Origin of the sequence: Pseudomonas sp. NPDC098747 (genome assembly GCF_044760045.1) — a bacterium.
Classification (GTDB): Bacteria; Pseudomonadota; Gammaproteobacteria; order Pseudomonadales; family Pseudomonadaceae; genus Aquipseudomonas.
In genome coordinates this window covers 100,491-122,540 of sequence record NZ_JBIWAL010000005.1, presented here as the reverse complement: position 1 = coordinate 122,540, position 22,050 = coordinate 100,491, and the positions used below count along the sequence as shown (strand labels likewise).

Annotated in this window: 10 protein-coding genes; 8 read left to right on the top strand and 2 right to left on the bottom strand. The window is 61.6% G+C overall.

All coding sequences use genetic code 11. The features are described from left to right. Nucleotides 1-150 precede the first annotated feature (150 nt). The 8 genes from ACIQVE_RS04850 to ACIQVE_RS04815 all read left to right on the top strand — a co-directional run bounded on the left by ACIQVE_RS04850 (nt 151) and on the right by ACIQVE_RS04815 (nt 19,221). On the top strand, nt 151-12,627 hold the full coding sequence (locus ACIQVE_RS04850; protein WP_402805063.1) for a filamentous haemagglutinin family protein: 12,477 nt from the start codon (nt 151-153) through the stop codon (nt 12,625-12,627). 358 nt (nt 12,628-12,985) lie between these two features. Further along, nucleotides 12,986-13,873: a Dyp-type peroxidase gene (locus ACIQVE_RS04845; RefSeq protein WP_402805061.1), complete on the top strand. Its 888-nt coding sequence runs from the start codon at nt 12,986-12,988 to the stop codon at nt 13,871-13,873. A gap of 19 nt (nt 13,874-13,892) precedes the next feature. Further along, nucleotides 13,893-14,861 (top strand): Gfo/Idh/MocA family protein, encoded by a 969-nt coding sequence (locus ACIQVE_RS04840; RefSeq protein ID WP_402805059.1) that lies wholly within the window; start codon nt 13,893-13,895, stop codon nt 14,859-14,861. 281 nt (nt 14,862-15,142) lie between these two features. Continuing rightward, entirely contained in the window at nt 15,143-15,910 is a 768-nt protein-coding gene (locus ACIQVE_RS04835) for a GntR family transcriptional regulator (protein ID WP_402805057.1), read from the top strand. Beyond that, complete coding sequence (locus ACIQVE_RS04830) at nt 15,907-17,652, top strand: fumarate reductase/succinate dehydrogenase flavoprotein subunit (RefSeq protein WP_402805055.1); 1,746 nt, start codon at nt 15,907-15,909, stop codon at nt 17,650-17,652. The genes ACIQVE_RS04835 and ACIQVE_RS04830 overlap by 4 nt, the downstream gene beginning before the upstream one ends. A 26-nt stretch (nt 17,653-17,678) precedes the next feature. Continuing rightward, nucleotides 17,679-17,924 carry a ferredoxin family protein gene (locus tag ACIQVE_RS04825; protein WP_402805053.1) on the top strand — a complete coding sequence of 82 codons (246 nt, stop codon included), beginning with the start codon at nt 17,679-17,681 and terminating at the stop codon, nt 17,922-17,924. A gap of 65 nt (nt 17,925-17,989) precedes the next feature. After that, complete coding sequence (locus tag ACIQVE_RS04820) at nt 17,990-18,952, top strand: HEAT repeat domain-containing protein (protein ID WP_402805051.1); 963 nt, start codon at nt 17,990-17,992, stop codon at nt 18,950-18,952. Then, nucleotides 18,949-19,221, top strand: a complete 273-nt coding sequence (locus ACIQVE_RS04815) for a DUF971 domain-containing protein (protein ID WP_402805049.1) — start codon at nt 18,949-18,951, stop codon at nt 19,219-19,221. The genes ACIQVE_RS04820 and ACIQVE_RS04815 overlap by 4 nt, the downstream gene beginning before the upstream one ends. A 121-nt stretch (nt 19,222-19,342) precedes the next feature. Here ACIQVE_RS04815 and ACIQVE_RS04810 read toward each other — a convergent pair whose 3' ends face one another. Continuing rightward, the gene (locus ACIQVE_RS04810) at nt 19,343-20,080 is read right to left on the bottom strand and encodes a TorF family putative porin (protein ID WP_402805047.1); all 738 of its coding nucleotides are present in this window, start codon (nt 20,078-20,080) and stop codon (nt 19,343-19,345) included. A 164-nt stretch (nt 20,081-20,244) separates the two neighbouring features. After that, nucleotides 20,245-21,987 carry an amidohydrolase gene (locus ACIQVE_RS04805; RefSeq protein WP_402805045.1) on the bottom strand — a complete coding sequence of 581 codons (1,743 nt, stop codon included), beginning with the start codon at nt 21,985-21,987 and terminating at the stop codon, nt 20,245-20,247. Nucleotides 21,988-22,050 lie beyond the last annotated feature (63 nt).

The window sequence follows — 22,050 nt, the reverse complement described above, 5'->3', positions numbered from 1 at the left end:
GCTGCCATTTTTTTGCCGCGCAATTACACCCCGATCATGAAGTTTGTGTGACATCCGTTCGGTCGCGCCCCTCGCCAACTGCCTATGTCGTAACAGCAGGTTTTTGCTGGCCTGCAGCTTTGTGTGGCAACCCAAAAGGATCTCGTAGTGATGCTCGCTCGCCCATCCCGTCGCAGTACCCGTGCCCAGATTCTCAAGCGTGAGGTCGCCGATCCGGCGCTGTGGCTGCTCAAGCCACTGGCGCACGCGGTGGCGTTGTGTCTGGTGGCGGGCAGTGCGCAGGCGCAAACGGCATTCAATTCCAGCTGGTTCGCCGCCAAGGGCGCTGCACAACAAGCGGCGGCTGCGCGATCGAGTACTGGCGGCTTGCCGGGGATGACCCCACCACTGGCCCAGCAGCAAAGAGCCAATCAGCAATTGCAGCGCTCGTTGCAGACCCTCAACAACACTGTGGCGGCGATTGCCGCCCAGCAAGCGGCGCAGGCGGCTGGCCGAGCGGCGGCGTTGGGCTCGGTGCAGTTCGTGCCGGACGGTCTCGGTGAGGGTGGCTTGAAGGTCGATAACAGCCTCGCGCAGGGCTGGCAGAATGCCAAAGGCCCGCAGCAAACACAGGCTGATGGCAAAACCAATGTGCGCATTGAGCAAACGGCGGACAAGGCGATTCTCAATTGGGAAACCTTCAACGTCGGCCGCAACACTACGGTCGAATTCGCCCAGCAAGCAGACTGGGCGGTGCTCAATCGGGTCAACGATCCAGGCGCGCGAGCCAGTCAGATTCAAGGCCAGATCAAGGGCGACGGCACAGTGATGCTGATCAACCGCAACGGTATCGTCTTCAGCGGCAACAGTCAGGTCAACGTGCGTAACCTGGTGGCCGCTGCGGCTAATATCACCGACATCCAGTTCCGCGAACGGGGTCTGTACTTTGACAGCAGCGCCAGCCAGCCGACCTTCACCGACGCCGCCGGCAAGGTGCTGGTGGAGCGCGGTGCGACCATCCAGACCCATAAACCGGCGATCTCCACCGACGCTGGCGGGTACGTCTTGCTGTTGGGCAATGAAGTGCAGAACGACGGCAGTATCAGCACCAACAAGGGCCAGACAGTGCTCGGTGCGGGTGATCGTTTCTTTATTCGCAAAGGTTCGGGTACCGAAGGCAATGCGCTGTCCACCACCTTCGGCAACGAAGTCATACCGGGCTTCAAGACCGGCGCGGTTGCCGGCAAGGTCAGCAACAACGGCTTGATTCAAGCGGCGACCGGTGACATCACCCTGACGGGGCATGAGGTGGTACAGAGCGGTGTGCTGCTGTCGAGCACCTCGGTAGCGACTCGTGGCACCGTGCACTTGCTCAACCCGGCATCCGACGCAGCGGGCAGCGTGACGCTCGGCGAGAACAGCGTGACCGCCATCATGCTCGACAGCAGCGACCTCACGGCCCTCGACAGCCAGCGCGATGCCGCGTTGAGCGCAGTCAATGCCAACAACCGGATCCGCAGTGACCAGTCGCGCGTGGAGATCGGCAGCGGCGGCAGCGTCGAGTTTCAGAACGGCTCGATCACGCTGGCTACCGGCGGTCAGGTCGCGGTGGCAGCGGGCCGCCGCAGTCTGGTGCGCGAGGGTGCGGTGATTGATGTGTCCGGCGCCGTGGGCGTGAAAGTGGCGATGGATGCCAACAATATCAAGATCAACGTGCAGGGCAACGAGCAACGCGATGCGCCGGTCAACCGCGAAGGCGGCGCGCTCAACAGTAACGATATCTGGGTCGATGTGCGTGAGTTGGTGTATGTGCCGGCCGGTACCAACGGCTACGCGACAGACCGTTGGTACACGGCCGGCGGTTTGCTGGAAGTCGGTGGCTATCTCGGCACCCAGGGTCACACCGTCGGCGAATGGATGGCTCAGGGCGGCACCGTAAGTTTCTCCGGTAACGATGCGGTCAGTGAAAAAGGTTCGCTGATCAACCTGTCCGGCGGGACGCTCGATGTGCAGAGCGGCGAGGTCCGCCAGAGCTGGTTGCGTGGCGCCGACGGGCGTTTGTATGAGGTCTCTCGGGCACCGGGGGATGTGCTCTACAGCGGGTTGTACAAAGGATACGAAGACACCAGCGAGCGTTGGGGTCAGACGCAGGTTTTCTACAATCCACTGATTGCCCCGAGATCGCGTCGGGAATCAGGTTATACCGTCGGCCGCGATGCCGGCCAACTGGTGATCGGTACCCGCAACGCGCTGGTCGAAGGTCAGATCGTCGGCGAGGTGTTCCAGGGCGAGCGCCAGACACAGGCGCCACGCGCCGTCATCGACGGTTATGAACAGAGCCAGACTGCACGGGCTCGCCGTGCGCAGTTGGTCGTGGGCCAATATGATCCGGCCTGGTCAGCGACTGCCGGTGGCTTGCAGTATGTCCTTGAACCCCTGCTTGATCATGTGCAGATCGGCGGCGTTCGCGACGCTGCGCAAGCAGCACCCGGTCTGACCGATGCGGTGGCGCAAGCACGTGCCGGACAACTGTTGCTCGACAGCGATCTGATCAATGGTTTTGGTCTCGGCGCATTGAAGGTCTCGGCCAGAAATATCATCGACGTCAATCAGGCGGTGACGGTCGATTCGGGCGGCGACATCACGCTGTTCGCGCCGCAAGTGCAGGTCAATGCCAACCTTGTAGCGCGTAGCGGCAGTCTGAATCTGGGTGATGTGTTGACGGGCCAACCGGGACTAGCGGCACCGGCCAAGGCAGATGTCGGTGTATCCGTGGCCGAAGGCGTGCACCTGGATACGCGTGGTCTGTGGAGCAATCTGCGCACCGATTCCGATGACGTGAACAGCCTGGCTTTCATCAACGGCGGCGTGGTGTCGTTGCGCAGCACTGGCGACATCAGCCTGGCCAACGGCAGTCGGGTGGACGTGTCGTCCGGTGGCGCGCTTTTGGCCAATGGCAAGACCCGCGGCGGCAAGGGCGGCGATGTAACGCTTGAGTCCATCCCGCTGACCGTATCGGCGCCATCACAATTGCATCTCGATGGTGATGTGCGTGGTTACGGCGTGACGGGGGGCGGCAGCCTGACGATTCAGTCTGGCAAGGTAATGATCACTGAGCCCGGCGCCGTGTTGGCCGATAACACCCTGCAACTGGCAACTGATCTGTTCACCAAAGGGTTTTCCGCTTACAACATCACCGGTCTGAACGGCCTGCAAGTCGCTGACGGCGCGCAGGTCGATGTCGTCATGCCGGTCTACCGGTTTGGCGATGCGGCGCCGAGCCAACCGAGCGGTGTCGATCCGCGTACAGCGCTCGAACTGTGGACGCCCACTCTGTTCCAGGAAAGCCCCACCAAAGGCGTTCTGACCCAACGAGGTGGCGCCAATCTGTCGCTGCAGGCAGGTTCCAGCATTGTCGCCCTGATCGACCCGCAGAACAGCTCGCTGTCCATAGACCGAGGTGCTCGAATCAGCGTCGATCCTGGTCAACGCATCAACGTGCGTGGTGGCGGGCAGATCACTGTCGACGGTGAACTCAACGCGTGGGGCGGCGTGATTGATATCCGTCAGCAACAGTTTGGTTTGCAGGACGTGGCCACCAACCTGCAAACCGCTGATCCGAATGCCCACGACCGTTCGATCTGGATTGGCGCGAACGCAGTGCTGGATGTTGCCGGGCGCGCCTTCACTGCGGTGGATACGCTGGGTCGGGTCTATGGTCAGGTCGGCAAGGGTGGCAGCATCGTCATTGGCGGCGAGATTGATTCGAAAAAGATCACCGCCACGTCTGCCGATGCTTACGTGATTGTGCGTGACGGCGCACGTCTGGACGCGTCGGGGACGCGCGCGGTTCTGGATATCGCCGGACTGGGGCCGACCGAGATCGCCACCGATGGCGGCCGCATTGCCTTGAGTTCCTACAATGGTTTGTTCATCGACGGTCAGTTGAAGGCCACCGCGGGCGGCGCAGGCAAGTCGGGCGGTCGCCTGGAGATTGCCCAGGAAGCGCCGCTCTACCCACACAACCTGGCGAGCGCCGAGGTGCGCGCTCCCCGCGAAATCATCATTGCCCAGGAAACGGGTGAAGCGCTGCTGCCCCTGGACTTGCAGGCCGGCGAAGGTGCGCCGCTGCTGCGTTATGGCCAAACTCGCTTGAGCGCAGATCGATTGATGTCGGGCGGTTTCGACCACCTGAGCGTGTTGAGTAATGGTTTTCTGACGTTTGATGGCGACGTCGATCTGCGCATGAACCAAAGCCTGAATCTGTACGCAGGCTCGATGTCGTTGGCGCAGTCGTCCAGCGACACGGCCCGGGTCAATCTGGCGGCACCTTACATGCGCTTGTCGGGACTGGGTCTGTATGTGCCTTCGGATTTCAACGTCCGCCCAAGGGTCATGGCTAACGCGACCACGCAGTTGTCCAGTGCCCGATTCACCGCCACAGCCGATCTGCTCGATTTGAACAACACGTTGTCGTTCGGCACCGAAGGATCGATTGCTCAGCTCGGCGCACCGGCCACTTTCGTCAGCCGCCGGAGTTTTGACCAGGTCACGCTCGACAGCCGTGGCGATATGCGTTTCCTCGCGCCAACGGATAACGAACGCAGCTCGCGCTTGTGGACGGCCGGCGACCTCAACTTGCGCGCCGCGCAGATTTATCCCGCCACCGGCGTTTCTGCCGATGTGCGTGTCGGCTATCAAGGCTATACGCCTGTACCGGGCCAGGAGCGCACCTTGCGTATCAGCGGCCATGGCCCGGCGCCGCAGGCCTTGCCTTATTCGGCGTTTGGCAGCTTGCTGTTGGTGGCCGGGAACATCGAGCAGGGCGGCGTTATCCGTGCTCCGTTGGGGTTGATCAAGCTGGGGGAAGACTCGCTGGGCAAGACCCACGAGCTTCGTCTGTTGCCCGGCAGCGTCACCTCCGTCAGCGGCGCCGGCCTCGTCATGCCCTATGGCGGTACGACCGACGGCATCGACTACCGCTACAACGGCAAATCGGTTGTGTTGAACGGGGTGGCAGGTGAACTGGATGGTGTGGTTCTTACCGGTCGGCTCGTCGATGTGCAGGGCGGCGCGCTGATCGACTTGTCCGGTGGTGGCGATCTGCGCGGCGCCGGTTTTGTCTCCGGGCGCGGAGGCTCTACCGATGCACGATTCAATCCGCTGTTGCGCAATGCCAGCGACGGCACCTTCAGTTTGCCGGGCCTGAGCAGCAATCCGGTGTACGCCATCGTGCCGGGCAATCAGAGTACCTTCGCACCGGTGCTCGCAGAAGCCGGCGCCAGCGATCCGCGTATCGGCCAGCAGATTACCGTGGGCGCCGGCGTTCCGGGTCTGGCCGCCGGGACCTATACCTTGCTGCCCTCGACGTTTGCCTTGTTACCGGGTGCGTTTCGCGTTGAAGTCAACGGTCAGGCGGCACCAGGCCTGACCACCGGTGCGCTGAAAATGCGCAATGGGTCGTGGTCCAGTTCAGGGCTGATGTCGATTGCCAATAGCGGTCTGCGCGACAGTCTGGCCAGTCAGGTGATCCTGACGTCGGCGGATGTCCTGCGCCGCTATTCGCAGTACACCGAGACCAGCTTCAGCCAATTCGTGCAAAGCGACGCTGCCCGTCGCGGCGTGCCGCGTGCCTTGATACCGATGGATGCCAGGTCGCTGGTGTTCAAATTGAGTGCCAGTGATAAGTACGATATCGGCATGAATTTCCAGGGGCAGGCATTGTTTGCCCCAGGCGATGGCGGTGTCGCTGGCACCGCTGTTGTGTCAGGTTCGCAACTGGAAGTGCTTGGTCAAGGACAGACGCGCACGCCAGGCTTTGGCGGCATTTCGGTATATGCCGATAGCCTCAATCGCCTCAATGCCGGTCGTTTGAGCATCGGCGCGACGCCGACGGTTGAATACGGCTCTGCGGGTAACTTCATCAGATTTGTCGGCACATCGTCCGACATTATCTTGCGTAACGGTGCGACGTTATCCGCGCCGGAAGTGCTTTTGCGCACGACGCAAAAGAGCGGCGGTATCACCCTCGAAGCGGGTTCGGGCATCAACACGCTCGGCCGAGGCGAGGCGCCTTACGACTCCACTGACGGTTTCATTTATCAGCCGGGTGCTGCCAGTCTGTTGATCGTGTCCAACGGCTGGACCAACATGCTCGCGCCGGAGGCCGGCACCCCTATCGATGGGCCCGGCAGCATCCGCATCGGCACCTGCACAGTACAGCCGTGCACTCAGCCGACACTGCTCTATTCCAGCGGCAGCATTACCGCCGCCACCGATAACCAGTTCGAACTGAACGAGGCCGTTCGCTTCGGTACCCGCCATCTGGCACTGGCGGTCGGCGCGGTAAACGCCGGCAGCGTGCAGGCACTTGCGGCAGCCGGTAGCGTGCCGAGTGGCCTGACCCTGAATCAGAATGTGCTTGATCGCCTGCTGCGCGGCGACACGCAGTTCGGCGCACCGGCCCTGGAAACCCTGAGCCTCACCACCCGAGACTCGTTCAATTTCTTCGGCAACGTCAGCCTCGATACGCTCGATCCATTGACCGGTGTCAGTCGCTTGCAGAATCTGGTGCTTGCCACACCTGCCCTTTATGGCATGGGTGAGGCCAGCGATGTGGCGACCATTCGCACGGCCAACCTGATCTGGAACGGCGCGACCCAAGCGCCGGGAGCGGTGGCCAGCGGCGGTGCGGGCACGGGCCGAGGTACTTTGAACATCGAGGCGCAACGCATCGAGTTCGGCTATGGCCCCAACCCGCAACCCAATGGTCTGGACCAGAACAATCGTCTGGCGCTGGGGTTTGCCAACGTCAATCTCAACGCCAGCGAACGCATCACCGCCAATCACAAGGGCAGCCTTGCGGTGTATCAGGAGCAGGGCGCCTATGACCCGGTTTCGGGCTACGCCTACAGCGGCGGCAACCTCAATCTGCGCACTCCGCTACTCACTGGTGAAGCGGCCTCGGTCAACCTCATCAAGGCTGGCGACAACCTGACGGTGAGTGGTGTTGCGAACGCTGCGGTGGCCGATGCCTTGGGTGCGGAGCTGACGCTTGAAGGGCGCAATGTGCTGCTCGACGGTCGCATTGCGCTGGCCAGCGGCAAACTGGTGGTCAAGTCCGAGAACGATCTGACCCTGACCAACGCCGCGCAACTGGACCTGGCCGGACGCACCTTGCCATTCAACGATGTCAGCAAATACAGCTGGGGCGGCGACGTGGCGCTGTACAGCAGCCAAGGCAGTATTCGTCAGGCCAGCGGTTCGCGCATTGATCTGTCAGCGCGTAACAATCAGGCCGGCAACCTCAGCGCCGTGGCGCTGGCGGCAGACGCGGGTGTGGTCGATCTGCAAGGTGAAATCCTCGGCGCCAGCAGTGGTTACTACGATGCCGGTGGCACGCTGGTGCCGTACAAGGCCGGCGGCGTGGACGTTCGCGCGCAGCACTTGGGCGGCAATTTGAGCGAAGCGTTTGCTTCGCTGAACCAGCGTCTGAACGCAGGGCAAGTGTCTGGCAGCCGCAGCTTTCAGCTCAAGCAGGGCGATCTGCAGATCGGCGACGGGCTCAAGGCCGGTGAGGTCAACGTTTCCGTAGACAACGGCAGCTTGACTGTGACCGGACTGATCGACGCCAGTGGTGAGCGGGTCGGCAGCATTCGCCTGTCTGGCAATAACGGCCTGACCCTGGCCGGCAATGCTGTGCTCGATGCCCACGGCCGTGTGCTGCGGGTCGACAGCTACGGCAAGATCATCGATGCACCGAACCGCGCCATGGTCGAACTCGACTCAGGTGACGGCCCGTTGACTCTGGCGTCTGGCGCACGCATCGACTTGCGCCATGGCACCGACGTGCCGCAGGGCACTCTTGCAGGACAAAACGATGGCCTGCCGCGTGGCACGCTGGAGCTGAATGCTCCGCGAATCGGCGTCGGCGACATCGCCATTGATGCCAGCGGTGCGCTGGATGTCGAGGGGGCACGCTCTATCGGCCTGAATGCCATGCGTCGCTACACCGATGCAGCCGACGGCCCCGATGCTTCCGTCAGCGGGCGCCCGTATCAGGTAATCGATCAGGCTTATCTGGATGGTATCCATGGCGACAGCACGGCCTTCATCAATGCTGCGCTGGACAACACCGATTTGCTGCAACGCAAACTGGCCGGATTGAATAACGCGATCTATACCGATGCGTTCCATCTGCGTCCGGGCGTCGAGATCGCCAGCAAAACCGCCGACGGCGATCTGGTGGTGCAGGGCGATCTGGACCTGTCTGCTTACCGCTACGCCAGTCTGAATCCGCACACGCAAAACACCGCTGTTTATGGTTCGGGCGAATCCGGCAGTCTGTTGATCCGCGCCGGCGGCAATCTCGATATCTACGGCAGCATCAACGACGGTTTTGCGCCGCCGCCGGAAACCGTTGACGATGCCGGTTGGAAACTGGTTCCGGGCATCCAGCCTTTTGGTGGTGACCTGATCGTTCCGGGCGCTGGGGTAACGCTGGCAGAAGGCACCTCGTTCCCGGTCGGCACGACGCTCAATTACGACTTGCCGATACAGGGTGCGACGCTGGCCAGCGGCACGCTGCTGCCAACCCAGGGCATCCTCGCCGGGTCTTACACGCTGAGTGCCGGCACCGTGTTGGCCGGAGCGGTGCACGATGCTGGCGGCAATCTGTTGTACGCCGCCGGTACTCTGCTCAGCGAAAGTGTGACGTTGCCCGCTGGCAGTCGCCTCGGGGCCGGCACCCGGTTGAACGCAGCCACCGACATGCAGGCAATGCTCTGGCCCAAGGGCGTGCCATTGCCTGGCACGTTTACCGACAACAAAACCGTTGGCGTGAAATTAAGCGGTGCATTGGCGTTGTTGCGCGGCTCGCTGATTCCGTCGATGACCGACGTGGTGCTGGCCGACGGCACAGCGTTCATCGATCTGCGTCCGTTGAACGGTACGCAGCAGGGACGCAACTGGGCTGTGGCAAGCATGCTGCCGTCCGGCAGCACGTCGTGGTCGATGCGCGTGGTGGCAGGGGCAGACCTGGACGCAGCCGACAGCCGCACCGTGAAACCGCTGACCACAGAAGGCCACTTGCGTCTGGCGGACACGCATTACGGAATGGTCGTCACTACGAAAACCCTCGACACCACTTGGGCGGTTGATAATGCGCTGGGCTTCCCGGCCGGAGAGGTAGTAAAGGAAGATGAAATGTTTTGGTGCGATGCCATTCCTGGTGTCTGTGCCGCCCCCGCCAAGTTTCTGTGGACGGAGGGCAACTGGTTGGGGATGCCGGTCGGCACACCGGTCTCTGAGGGCGACTTGTTCTGGTGTGACATCGACCCTCAATCCTGCATCGCCAACGTCGGCGGCACCACGGTATCGACGCATAGCCAAATGTTCAGCGTTTTGCGAACCGGCGCCGCTGATCTGGATGTGATGGCCGCTGGCAACCTGAGCATGGAATCACCTTTCGGGGTGTACACCGCGGGTACCCAATCCAGCGATGTTGATGCACGTTACAACCAGCCACGCGGTCGTTTGTCGGACGATGGTTCGGTGCTGGGCAGCGCGGGCAGTGATAACGAAAAATGGGTAGATGGTGGTAGCGACAGTCTGTATCAGGCCTGGTATCCGCAACTGGGTGGTAACCTCACGATTGGCGCCGGTGGTTCTGTTTCCGGCGATGTCGTCGGGCGACGTGCGACCAGTATCACGATGGAAACCCGAGAGCAGGTGCCAAGCGTTGCCGTTGGAAACTGGCTGTGGCGTCAGGGTACGGGGAACGATGAAATACCGACCGCCTGGTGGATCAACTTCGGCAGCTATGCCAGTCAGCCGTTGGCGGATCCGAGCAGGAGTACCGCGCCGTATCTGGTGGGTTTTACGGGTTTCGGCACTCTTGGCGGCGGTAACATCAGCCTACGCGCTGGCGCAGACGGTGGCATGCTTGACCCGGTCGGTGATGGCCGCAGTAATCTTTATCCCCGTGGCCAGGGCCTGATCGTCGCCGTGGGCAGCACCGGGCGAGTGGGCAGCGATGGCAGTCTGCAACTGACCGGCGGCGGTGATATCGAGATGCGTCTCGGCGGTTCGCTCAACCCCTCGCTGCAAGCCCGGGCGGGAGAAACCGGAACGCAGGCGCCGCGCCATGATCTGCAAGGCGCGGTGATCAACTTGCGTGGCGCTGCGCAAATCAGTGCCAGTGCCGTGGGCGGCGTCAATCTGCACTACGGTGCGTTTTCCCTGGATCAGGATTCGCGCGAAGTCCGTGCATACGATCCGTTCAAATCGACCCTGGGCAGTGCCTCCGGCGGTCTGGTACTGATTCCGGGAGATTCGGGGATGCGCCTGAGCACCCGTGGTGACCTGGTGTTGGGCGGTGCAGCAGATCCGGGACGCGTTCGCTTGCAAAACTCCACAGCCTTTACTGACGCCAGTGGGGTGGGCCATGCAGGCGGAGGATTGACCAGTTTCTCGCTGTGGACCGATCACACCGCGATCGATCTGTTCTCGGCGGGGGGCAACCTCACACCAAGCACACAGTTGGCCGAATCGGACAATTTGCTGGCTTCCACATCCAATACATCACCCACTGACGGTCGCTTCGTCTATCCATCGATCCTGCGTGCCGTGGCTGCCAAAGGCTCGATTTACGCGGGATCCTCGGCCGCTTATGGCACGGGCAATGTTCCACCGGCCGAGGGCTACTCGTTGCTGTTGGCACCGTCTACCTCCGGTCAGCTGGAACTGCTTGCAGGCGATTCGATCTATGCCGGCGGTTATGCGATCAATCAGTCAGGCGCCAGTCCAGCGGCGATTACTTCGCCATTCGCGCCGTCCTTCAATGGGTTCGTCAGCAACAGCGCGGACAGGCCGCTCATGACCAATAACAGCGTTGACGGCGTGGCGACGCAACGCAACGCGCGCTACCCATTATTTGCGTTTGGTGCCGATAGCTATTCCGGGTTGAGTGGCGTGCAAGGGCCCGCACGGTTTTACGCGTTGACCGGAGATCTGGTCGGGGTCCGCAGTGGCGAAACGCTGACATTCTTCAGGTCCGGCGTACAGCAGCGCACATGGTACGAAGCGGCAGGGCCTGTGTGGATGCTCGCCGGGCGCGACATCGTCGCCTCGGGCACTTATCTGGGCCAGCCAACAGCCGTACCGAATGAAGTACTGAGCTACAACGGCGAAGAGATCAGATCCACCGGCAACCTGTTCGTCCACAACCGGCCCAACGATGTGTCACGGGTTTCGGCCGGGCGCGACATTCTCTACAGCAACTTCGACATTGCCGGTCCGGGTGTGCTGGACATCAATGCGGGGCGCAATATCCTCATGGAAAACCGCGCAACCATCACCAGCATCGGGCCGGTGCTGGCAGGCGATAGCCGACCGGGTGCCAGTGTGGTGCTGCAGGCCGGTGTCGGTGCGCAAGGGCCGGATTACTCACGGTTCATCGCGCGTTACCTGAACCCGCAGAACCTCGCTGATCCGCAGGCCTCTCTCAACGGCCAACCGGGCAAAGTGGTCAAGACGTACCTGGACGAGTTGCAGAGCTGGCTGACCCTGGGCTATGGCTTCAGCGGCAGCGAAGATCAGGCGCAAGCCTTCTTCGCCGCGTTGCCGAGCACCGAACAGGCGATCTTCGCCCGCCAGGTGTACTTCGCCGAACTGCGCGCCGGTGGCCTGGAATACAACGATGTCGATGGCCCGCGCACTGGCAGCTATTTGCGCGGTCGTAATGCCATTGCCTCGCTATTCCCGACGACTGATGTGGCCGGTAATCCGATCCGTTATGACGGCGACATCACGATGTACGGCGGCGCCGGGGTCAAGACTCTGTTCGGTGGCGATATCCAGATGCTCACGCCGGGCGGCGGTCAGGTGTTCGGCATCGAAGGCGCGGCGCCACCGTCCACAGCGGGGATCATCACTCAGGGCTCGGGCAACATTCAGCTCTATTCACAGGGCAGCATATTGCTCGGGCAGAGCCGGATCATGACCACCTTCGGCGGCTCGATTCTCGGCTGGTCGGCCGAGGGCGACATCAACGCCGGTCGCGGCTCGAAAACCACCGTGGTCTACACACCGCCGAAACGCGTCTACGACACTTGGGGCAATGTGACCCTGTCACCATCAGTGCCGAGCACCGGCGCCGGTATCGCCACACTCAACCCGATTGCCGAAGTGGCGCCGGGCGACATCGACCTGATCGCGCCGCTGGGCACCATTGATGCGGGGGAGGCGGGGATTCGTGTGTCGGGCAACGTCAACATCGCGGCACTGACGGTGGTCAACGCGGCAAACATTTCGGTGCAAGGCAAGGCGACGGGCGTGCCGGTGGTTTCAGCGGTCAACACCGGAGCGATCACCTCTGCCAGCTCCGCCGCATCGTCCGCTACGCAAGCGGCGGAAGATGTTGCGCGTCAACAGCAAGCAGCGGCGCGGCAGAATCAGGCGTCGGTGTTCACTGTGCAGGTGCTGAGTTTCGGCAACGAACAACTCGCCCCGTCTCGTGATGGCGCCAACCGTGCAGCGGCGCCGGGCTACAACCCGAACAGCCCGGTGCAAGTGCTGGGGGCAGGGGCGCTGGATGAACAGGCGAAACAGCAGTTGACCGAGGAAGAGCGTGGGCAACTGACGCTGTAAAAGACTCTCGTGTAGTACGTTTGGGCGGCCGATTGGCCGCCCTTTTTTTGGTGAAGAAGTCAGGGGTATCTTCGTCGAGCATGCAGCACGGTCAGTATGCGCAACCCTCACCCCAGCCCTCTCCCGGAGGGAGAGGGGGCGACCGAGGTGTCTTGCCTCATACATCGACCTGAAAGGTTTTGGTCGATTATGGATTCAAAGCAGGAGGTTCAAGTCGCTGCAATCCGTCAATATTCCCCATTCGGTCCCCTCTACCTCCGGGAGAGGGCTAGGGTGAGGGGAAGCTCTTGCCGTCATCCAAACCCCCACAAACCCTCCGGTCACAGGTAAACTCCCGCGCACTTTCCAAGGAGTTCACATGAGTTACTACCAGCCGGGCATTCTCGCCACCCCTGTTCCATTGCAAGCACGTCATCTGTTTTTCGCCCTGGCGTCGGTTGAAGCACTGCCGCAGGCGATCGACAACCTGCTGAACCTGGTGGACGGCAAGTCGGCGGTGGTTGGTTTCGGTGAATCCCTGGCCAAGGCCCTCAACGTAGAAATCGCCGGCCTGCGCAGCTTCCCGGCCATGAGCGGCGTGGGCGTGAACAACCCGTCGACCCAGCATGCGCTGTGGGTCTGGCTGCACGGCGTTGACCGTGGTGAACTGCTCAACCGCTGCAACGCCATCGAAGCTGCGCTGGCTCCGGCGCTGCGTTTGGTAGAAATGCAGGAAGCCTTCCGCCACAAGGAAGGTCACGACCTGACCGGCTATGAAGACGGCACCGAAAACCCTCACGACGAAGCCGCTGTCGCTGCCGCGTTACAGAGCGAAGGCGCTGACGGCCTGATCGGTGGCAGCTTCGCCGCGATCCAGCAGTGGCAGCACGACCTCAAGGGTTTCCACCGGTTGTCCGCCGATGACAAGGACAACATCATGGGCCGTCGCCTGAGCGACAACGAAGAGTTCGACGACGCGCCGGTCTCCGCTCACGTTAAACGTACCGCGCAGGAAAGCTTCGCGCCTGAGGCGTTTGTCGTGCGCCGCTCGATGCCGTGGATCGAAGGTGATCGCGCCGGGCTGATGTTCCTCGCGTTCGGGTTCTCGCTGGATGCCTTTGAAGCGCAACTGCGGCGCATGAGCGGTCTGGAAGACGGCATCGCCGATGGCTTGTACCGCATCAGCCGGCCGATTACCGGCGGCTACTACTGGTGCCCGCCGCTCAAGGACGGTCATCTTGATTTGCGCGCCTTGCGCATCGGCTGAATCTGAAAAAGGGATAAAGATGAACGTGGTGCGCTGGGGCATGATCGGTTGCGGCAGTGTCGCGGAACGCAAGAGCGGGCCGGCCTTCTACAAGGCCCCGGGTTCCGCGCTGGTGGCGGTGATGGGCCGACGCCTTGAAGCCGTCAGTGATTACGCAGCGCGCCACGGCATCGCTCGGATTTACACCGACGTCGATGCACTCATCAACGATCCCGAGGTGGACGCGGTGTACATCGCCACGCCGCCCGACAGCCACCACGCCTACAGCCTGAAAGTCGCCGCCGCCGGCAAACATTGCTGCGTGGAAAAACCCATGGCACTCAACGCCGGGCAAAGCCGCGAGATGCAGCAGGCGTTTGCCGACGCCGGGCTGCACCTGTTCGTTTCGTATTACCGCCGCTCGTTGCCGCGCTTTGCGCAGGTGCGGCAATGGCTGGAGCAGGGGCGCATTGGTGATGTCCGGCATCTGAGCTGGACGCTGACCAAGGCACCGTCGCCGGCCGATCTGGATGGCCGCGACAACTGGCGCACCGACCCCGCGGTGGCCGGTGGCGGTTACTTCGCAGATTTAGCCAGCCACGGTTTCGACCTGTTCCAGTATTTGCTCGGCGATATCGTCGAGGTCGCCGGTTTTACCGCACGTCAGGCCGGGTTGTATGCGGCGGAAGATGCGGTCAGCGCCAGTTGGCGCTTTGCTTCCGGGGCGCTGGGCATGGGCTGCTGGAGCTTTGTCGCGGATCGGCGCGAGGACCGGGTCGAGATTATCGGCAGCCTCGGGCGGATCAGCTTTTCAGTGTTTGACGAGCATCCGGTCGAGCTGCATGCCGATGAGCAGATCAGCCTGGAAATTGCCCATCACGAACACATCCAGTGGCATCACGTGTTGGGCATGAATGCGCATATTCGGGGTGAATCACTGCATCCGGCGATGGCCGAACAGGCGCTGAAGACTGACTGGGTCATGGATCAGATCCTCAAACGCCACTGATCCCTCTCTGTGAAAACCCGACCCTGTGGCGAGGGGATTTATCCCCGTTGGGTTGCGAAGCAGCCCCTAAACCTGTTGGTCCCGGTGTATCAGTTAACCCGCATTTACCGTACTTGCGACGGCTGCGCCGCCGATCGGGGCGGTGCGACGTTTCGCTAAATCCCCTCGCCACAAAAAGCCATCCCAACCTGCATCTAAGGTTATGCCCATTCGGTATTTCTCAACCTTGTCATAACGTCTCTAAGATCACGTCATAACTCGTTATGACAAGTGATCCCGTGATGACCGATAACGTTCTCTCTTTAAGTCCGCTCTCCTTATCAAGTGTCCCGCTGCACACCCAACTGCGCGACGTCTTGCGCGCCCGCATCCTCGACGGCGAATACCCGCAAGACAGCCAGATGCCCTCCGAAAGCGAGCTCGGTGCGCTGTTCAAAGTCAGTCGCATCACCGTGCGCCAGGCACTGGGCGATCTGCAAAAGGAAGGGCTGATCTTCAAGATCCACGGCAAAGGCACCTTCGTCGCCAAGCCGAAAACCTTCCAGAACGTCAGCAGCCTGCAAGGCCTCGCCGAGTCCATGACCGGCCGTGGCCACGAGGTGATCAACCGCCTGCGCAGCTTCAAATTCATCCCGGCGGACAAGCGTGTCGCCGAGCGTTTGCAAGTCGCCGAAGGCGAAACGGTGGCGCAGATCAAACGCGTACGGCTGATCAATCGCGAGCCGATTTCGCTGGAAATCACCTACCTGCCCAAAGCCATCGGCGAACGGCTGGAGAAGGCTGATCTGGTCACTCGCGATATTTTCCTGATCCTCGAAAACGACTGCGGCATCGCCCTCGGCCACGCGGACCTGTCGATCGACGCCGTGCTGGCCGACAGCGACCTGACCCAGGCACTCAACGTCGAGGCCGGCTCGCCGATCATGCGTATCGAGCGCCTGACCCACGACGCGCAGGGCCAGCCGCTTGACTTCGAACATCTTTACTACCGTGGCGATGCGTTCCAGTACCGCCTGCGGATCGACCGGCAAAAAGGGGAGCAGGCATGACTGACGCTGCTGAAACAAGACGCACGCTCGAGCAGGAATACGACATCGTCGTGATCGGCGGCGGCACCGCTGGCCCAATGGCAGCGATCAAGGCCAAAGAGAAGAACCGCGATCTGCGCGTGCTGCTGGTCGACAAGGCCAACGTCAAGCGCAGCGGTGCGATCAGCATGGGCATGGACGGCCTGAACAACGCGATCATTCCCGGCCACTCGACCCCTGAGCAGTACACCAAGGAAATCACCATCGCCAACGACGGCATCGTCAATCAGGCCGCGGTGTACGCCTACGCGACGCACAGCTTCGAAACCATCGAACAGCTCGACCGCTGGGGCGTGAAGTTCGAGAAGGACGAAACCGGCGATTACGCGGTAAAAAAAGTCCACCACATGGGCGCCTACGTGCTGCCGATGCCGGAAGGGCACGACATCAAAAAGGTTCTGTATCGCCAGTTGAAACGCGCACGAGTGAGCATCACCAATCGGCTGGTCTGCACGCGTTTGCTGACCGACGAGGAGGGCACGGTCAACGGCGTGATGGGCTTTGATTGCCGCACCGCCGACTTTCATGTGATCAAGGCCAAGGCTGTAATCCTCGCCTGCGGCGCTGCTGGTCGCCTGGGTCTGCCGTCCTCCGGTTACCTGATGGGCACCTACGAAAACCCGACCAACGCTGGCGACGGTTACGCGATGGCGTATCACGCAGGGGCCGAACTGGCGAACCTGGAGTGCTTCCAGATCAACCCGCTGATCAAGGATTACAACGGCCCGGCCTGCGCCTACGTCACCGGCCCGTTGGGCGGCTACACCGCTAACAACAAGGGCGAACGCTTCATCGAGTGCGACTACTGGAGCGGGCAGATGATGTGGGAGTTCCATCAGGAACTGGAAAGCGGCAACGGCCCGGTGTTCCTCAAACTCGATCACCTGGCCGAGGAAACCATCCAGAACATCGAAGAGATTTTGCACAGTAACGAGCGCCCGAGTCGCGGTCAGTTCCACGCCAATCGCGGCACCGACTACCGCACGCAAATGGTCGAGATGCACATCTCCGAGATCGGCTTTTGCAGCGGGCATTCAGCGTCCGGCGTGTGGGTCAACGAGCGTGCCGAGACCTCGGTGAAAGGCTTGTACTCCGCCGGGGACATGGCCGCCGTGCCGCATAACTACATGCTCGGCGCGTTCACCTACGGCTGGTTCGCCGGGCATAACGCGGCAGACTTTGTCGCCGGGCGCGAGTTTTCGGCATTGGATACCGCGCAGATCCAGAAGGAAAAAGCACGGGTGTATGCACCGCTGGATCGCGAACACGGTCTGCCGCCGGCTCAGGTCGAATACAAGCTACGGCGCTTCGTCAACGACTACCTGCAACCGCCGAAAGTGACCAAAAAAATGCAGATCGGCTTGCAGCGCTTCAGTGACATCGAACGTGATCTCGATCAGATGAAGGCCAACAACGCCCATGAACTGATGCGCGCGATGGAAACCAGCGTGATCCGTGACTGCGCCGAAATGGCTGCCAGAGCTTCGTTGTTCCGCGCCGAAAGCCGCTGGGGTTTGTACCACTACCGGGTCGACCACCCGCAACGTAACGACAGCGAGTGGTTCTGCCATTGCCATCTGAAGAAGGGCGATGACGGTCAGATGACCAGTTTCAAGAAAGCCGTCGAGCCCTACATCATCCCGCTCGATGCCGAGGAAATGCAGGCTTACGACCGCTTGCGGGTTGGCGCCTTCGCCGCGTGATGCATCACTAAAAGAGAGCCCGAACCATGGCCTATCAAACCCAGGAAATCTTCTTCCGCTCCAACGCCCCCGTCACCGTGGACGAGGACAAATGCATCGCCGACAAGGGCTGCACCGTGTGTGTCGATGTCTGCCCGATGGACTTGCTGGCGATCAACCCGGCCACGCAAAAGGCCTACATGGCGTTCGATGAATGTTGGTATTGCATGCCGTGTGAAAAGGATTGCCCGACCGGTGCGGTGAAAGTCGATATCCCTTATCTCCTGAGGTGAACACCGCTGCCACGCCGCTATCCGGTCGGTCTGCCTCCCGAAAACCCTTTGCCGCGATTTGCCCTATGACCTCTATTTTTGCTGTGACCGATAACCCTGAAATTCTTGCCCTGCAACCCCGCCTGACCGCTGCAGACGCTGGCGTGCGGCGCATTGCGCTGATTGAGCTGGCGGATCTGGAAGAGCCGGATGGTTTGCTCTGGCTGGTCGAGCGACTGACCGACGATCCCGCCGAAGAGGTGCGTGCTGAAGCGGCGCGTCTGCTGGAAGCCTGGGAGGACGAACCGGTGGTTGAAGCCTTGTGCCAGGCGCTGACTGATCCATCGCCCGCCGTGCAATCTGCCGCTGCGCAAAGTCTGAGTTTGCTCAAGACCGAAGCGGCCGGGCGGGTGATTCTTCCGTGGACCGATCATGTTGAGGTCAGCGTACGCATTGCCGCGTTTCGGGCCCTGCGCGAACTGCGCTTTGCCGATGCGGCGCCCGCAGCCGTCGCGGCGCTGAATGATGCCGATGCCAACGTGCGCCGCGAAGCCGTGGGCGTACTCGGCTGGCTCAAGCAACTCGACGCGCTTCCCGCATTGGCTCGACTGGCCAGCGCTGACCCGGACACCGACGTGCGCCGCGCTGCAACCGGTGCGCTCGGCCTGGCGTCCAGCGCTGAAGTCCTGCCGGCGCTGCGCCAGGCCTTGCAGGACAACGCCTGGCAAGTGCGCGAAGAAGCCGCGACCACCTTGGGCAAAGTCGGCCACAGCGATGCAGGCCCGGCGTTGGTCGAAGCCTTGAGCGATGACTATTGGCAGGTCCGTTTGCGCGCCACCCGCAGCCTCGGTCGTTTGCGTTTCGTGCCTGCGCTGGATGCCTTGATCGACACCCTCGGCCATCGCATCAGCAACCTGCGCAAGGAAGCCGCGTTGGCACTGGGTGAGTTGAATGATCGTGGCGCAGTGGCTGCGTTGCAGGCGGCGCAGGATGACGGCGACCCGGAAGTGCGCAAAGCGGTGCGGATTGCCTTGAGTCAGTTGCAATGAATCCGCTGGCGATTGGTAACTCGCAGAGCGAGCAAACCCTGCGCCTGAGTTGGCCGGACGGTCGCGAATCGCTGCTCAATCACGCCGACCTGCGCCGCCAGTGCCCATGCTCGCAATGCCGCGCGTTTAGCCTGCGCGGCGCGGCGCCGCTGGTGGATGAGCGAGTCCGCATCATCGAACTCAACCCACAGGGTTACGGCGTGCAATTGGTGTTCAGCGACGGTCATCAACGCGGCATCTACCCTTGGCTGTACTTGGCACAATTTTGAAACGCCACCCTCCCTGTGGGAGCGAGCTTGCTCGCGAAAGCGGCATTTCAGGCACATTTGTTCTAACTGAAAGTACGCCTTCGCGAGCAAGCTCGCTCCCACAGGAGACATCAGTATTTTTTCAGAACGATTTGCTGACGCTGGCAACCACCGTCGCCGTGCACACATCCTTGAACCCCCAGTTGCTCAGGCACTGGGTTTGCGACAGATCAGTGTCGATATAGCTCAGCCCCAACACCACCCCGGCCAGATTGTGGGTGAGCTTGACCTCCCACTCGCGGTACGACTCTTCGCCATCACCGGAGGCCGAGTACAGATGCGGGTCCTTGAAATCCATGTTGCCGTAACGCAGCTTCAGCCCGGAATCGAACGGCAACTCGGTTTCATAGCTGACATAGCTGTAAAGCGAACTCTGCTTGCTGTCGATCCCCGGCGCATCGCTGGAGTAATACGCCGCGAGCTTCACGCCGTAAGCGCCAATAATCGCGTACACCTCGCTCTGGTTGAACTGACTTTCCTTGGGGTAGGCGTACTTGATGTAACCCAGATCCAGACTGACATCCTCGGTGGCCTGCCACAGCCAGCCGCCGTAGTAATCGACCTCCTGACGGGTTTTCAGGCCACCGCCATAATCGACGTTGGAACTCCACGCGCCGAGGTACAGGCCGCTGCTGTGAGCGAGGGTCAGCCCGGCCTGTAGCGCCGGGTCGTTCTGGGTTTGCGAAATGCCGCGCGTTCGGTAATCGGTGGCCAAAGCCAGATCGACCAGCACGGCAAAGTCGTCGTTCAAGGGGATCGCGTGGCTGCTCAAGGGCAACGAACTCAAGGAAACGAGGGCGAACAAAGGCAAGGCTTTCATGTGAAGTCCCGATGTTGTGATTGTTATGGGGGCAGGAAGGCAAAACGGTCGTTATCACTGTGGGAGCGAGCTTGCTCGCGAAGAGGCCAGCCCATTCAACATCTTCATTGGCGGATTCACCGCCTTCGCGAGCAAGCTCGCTCCCACAGGGGATTTCGTTGTTGTTATTGGGTGGCTGTGTAGACCTGGCGTCCGCCGAACCACGTTTGCAGCACCTGAGTGTCATGCAGGGCCTTGTCGTCGACGCTGAACACGTCGCGATCCAGCACGATGAAGTCAGCCTGTTTGCCCGCCGTCAGCGAGCCGATCTGCTTGTCCAGGCCAATGGTGCGCGCCGCGTTGGCGGTGTAGGCGTAGAACATGGTTTCGCGGTCCAGACGTTCCTCGGCGTTGAGCACGCCCAGCGGGCCGGCGCGGGTGATGGCCTGGGCCATGGCGTTGAACGGATTCGGCGACGACACCGGCCAGTCGCTGGCGCCGGCAATCGTCGCGCCCTGTTTGAGCAGCGAATGCGCCGGGTACTGATAGCGAAAGGCGAGGGCGCTTACGTAGGGCTTGATCATGGCGGTGGTGTAGTCGTCGGCGCTGGCCCACAGCAGTTGCATCGAGGCGACCACGTTGAGCGGTTTGAAGCGGGCGAATTCCTGCGGATTGACCATTTGCAGGTGAGTGATCGAGTGCGTCACGCCGCTCTGCCGGTCCTTGCGCGCCTGGGCGATGCCATTCAGCGATTCACGCACGGCGCGGTCACCGATGGCGTGGATATGCACCCGCCAGCCGCGCTCGTCGATGGCGCTGACCAGTTCACCAAAATGCTGCGGATCGATCAGCAATTCACCTTGTTTGTGCGAGTTGCTGTAGGGGTCGATCATCGCCGCACTTTGCGCCGGGAATTCAATCACGCCGTCTGCGAAGATCTTGACCCCGGGCAGGGTGAGGTTGGGGATGCCCTGAAATTGCTGGCGCACCTTGTCCAGGGTATCGAGATCGGCCGGCACGCTTTTTGAGTTGGCCACCAGCAGCGCGGCGACGTGGACGCTCATCTCGCCGCTCTCTGACAGCGCCTTGTAGGCCGGCAGCACACCGACGGTTTTCTCGGTGGGTTTGAGGGCGAATACCGGCTCGCCCGGTGCTGCGTTGGCGGCGGGGTCCATCCACGCCGTGATGCCAAGGCTGTTGTTGTAGCGCACCGCGGATTTTGCCGCATTGAGCATGGCGGCAGGGCTCGGCACCGGCATTTTCGAGGCGACCCGATCCCAACCGGCGTCGACGACAAAGCCGTTCGGCTCACCGTTGGCCAGTCTGCCAATCGTGTCCTTTTCAGCGTCCGGCAAGTTTTTCAGCAGCGCGGCGTCGATGCCCGCACGTTTGAGCATGACGTTGTTCGCCCACGCCGTGTGGTGATCGCTGCCGATGAACACCACCGGCACGCTGGCCCATTCGCCCTGATTGAAGGTTTTGCCCAAGGCCTCGGCCTGCGCCCAATACACCGAGCTCATGCCGGCAATGCTCAGCACATCGCCGTGCCGGGCCTTGCCGTCGTCACGCCAGGCGCGCAGGTTTTTTTCCAGCTCAGCGAGGGCGACGACTTCGTCTTCCATGTTCGCCGAGAGCATTTCCAGTCCGCCGAAAATCGCGTGGGAATGGCTGTCGATCAGGCCGGGCATCAACGCTTTGCCTTGCAGATCGATGACTTTGGTAATGGGTTCGATCAACGCTTTGATCTGCGCATCGCTGCCGACCTTCAGCACTTTGCCGTTCTCCACAGCCAGCGCCTGCACCTTCGGTTGAGCGCGGTCAGCGGTGAAAATCTTGCCATTGAGCAGCACCAGATCGGCAGCGGCCATGGCTTCCATCGAGGCAAAACTTACAGCGACCACTAACAGCTTGGGAATGAATCTTTTCATTGAAGATTTCCTTGTTATTGCGTCTGATGGCCAGATTAGTGGCTGAGGCCGGCCGACAGAACG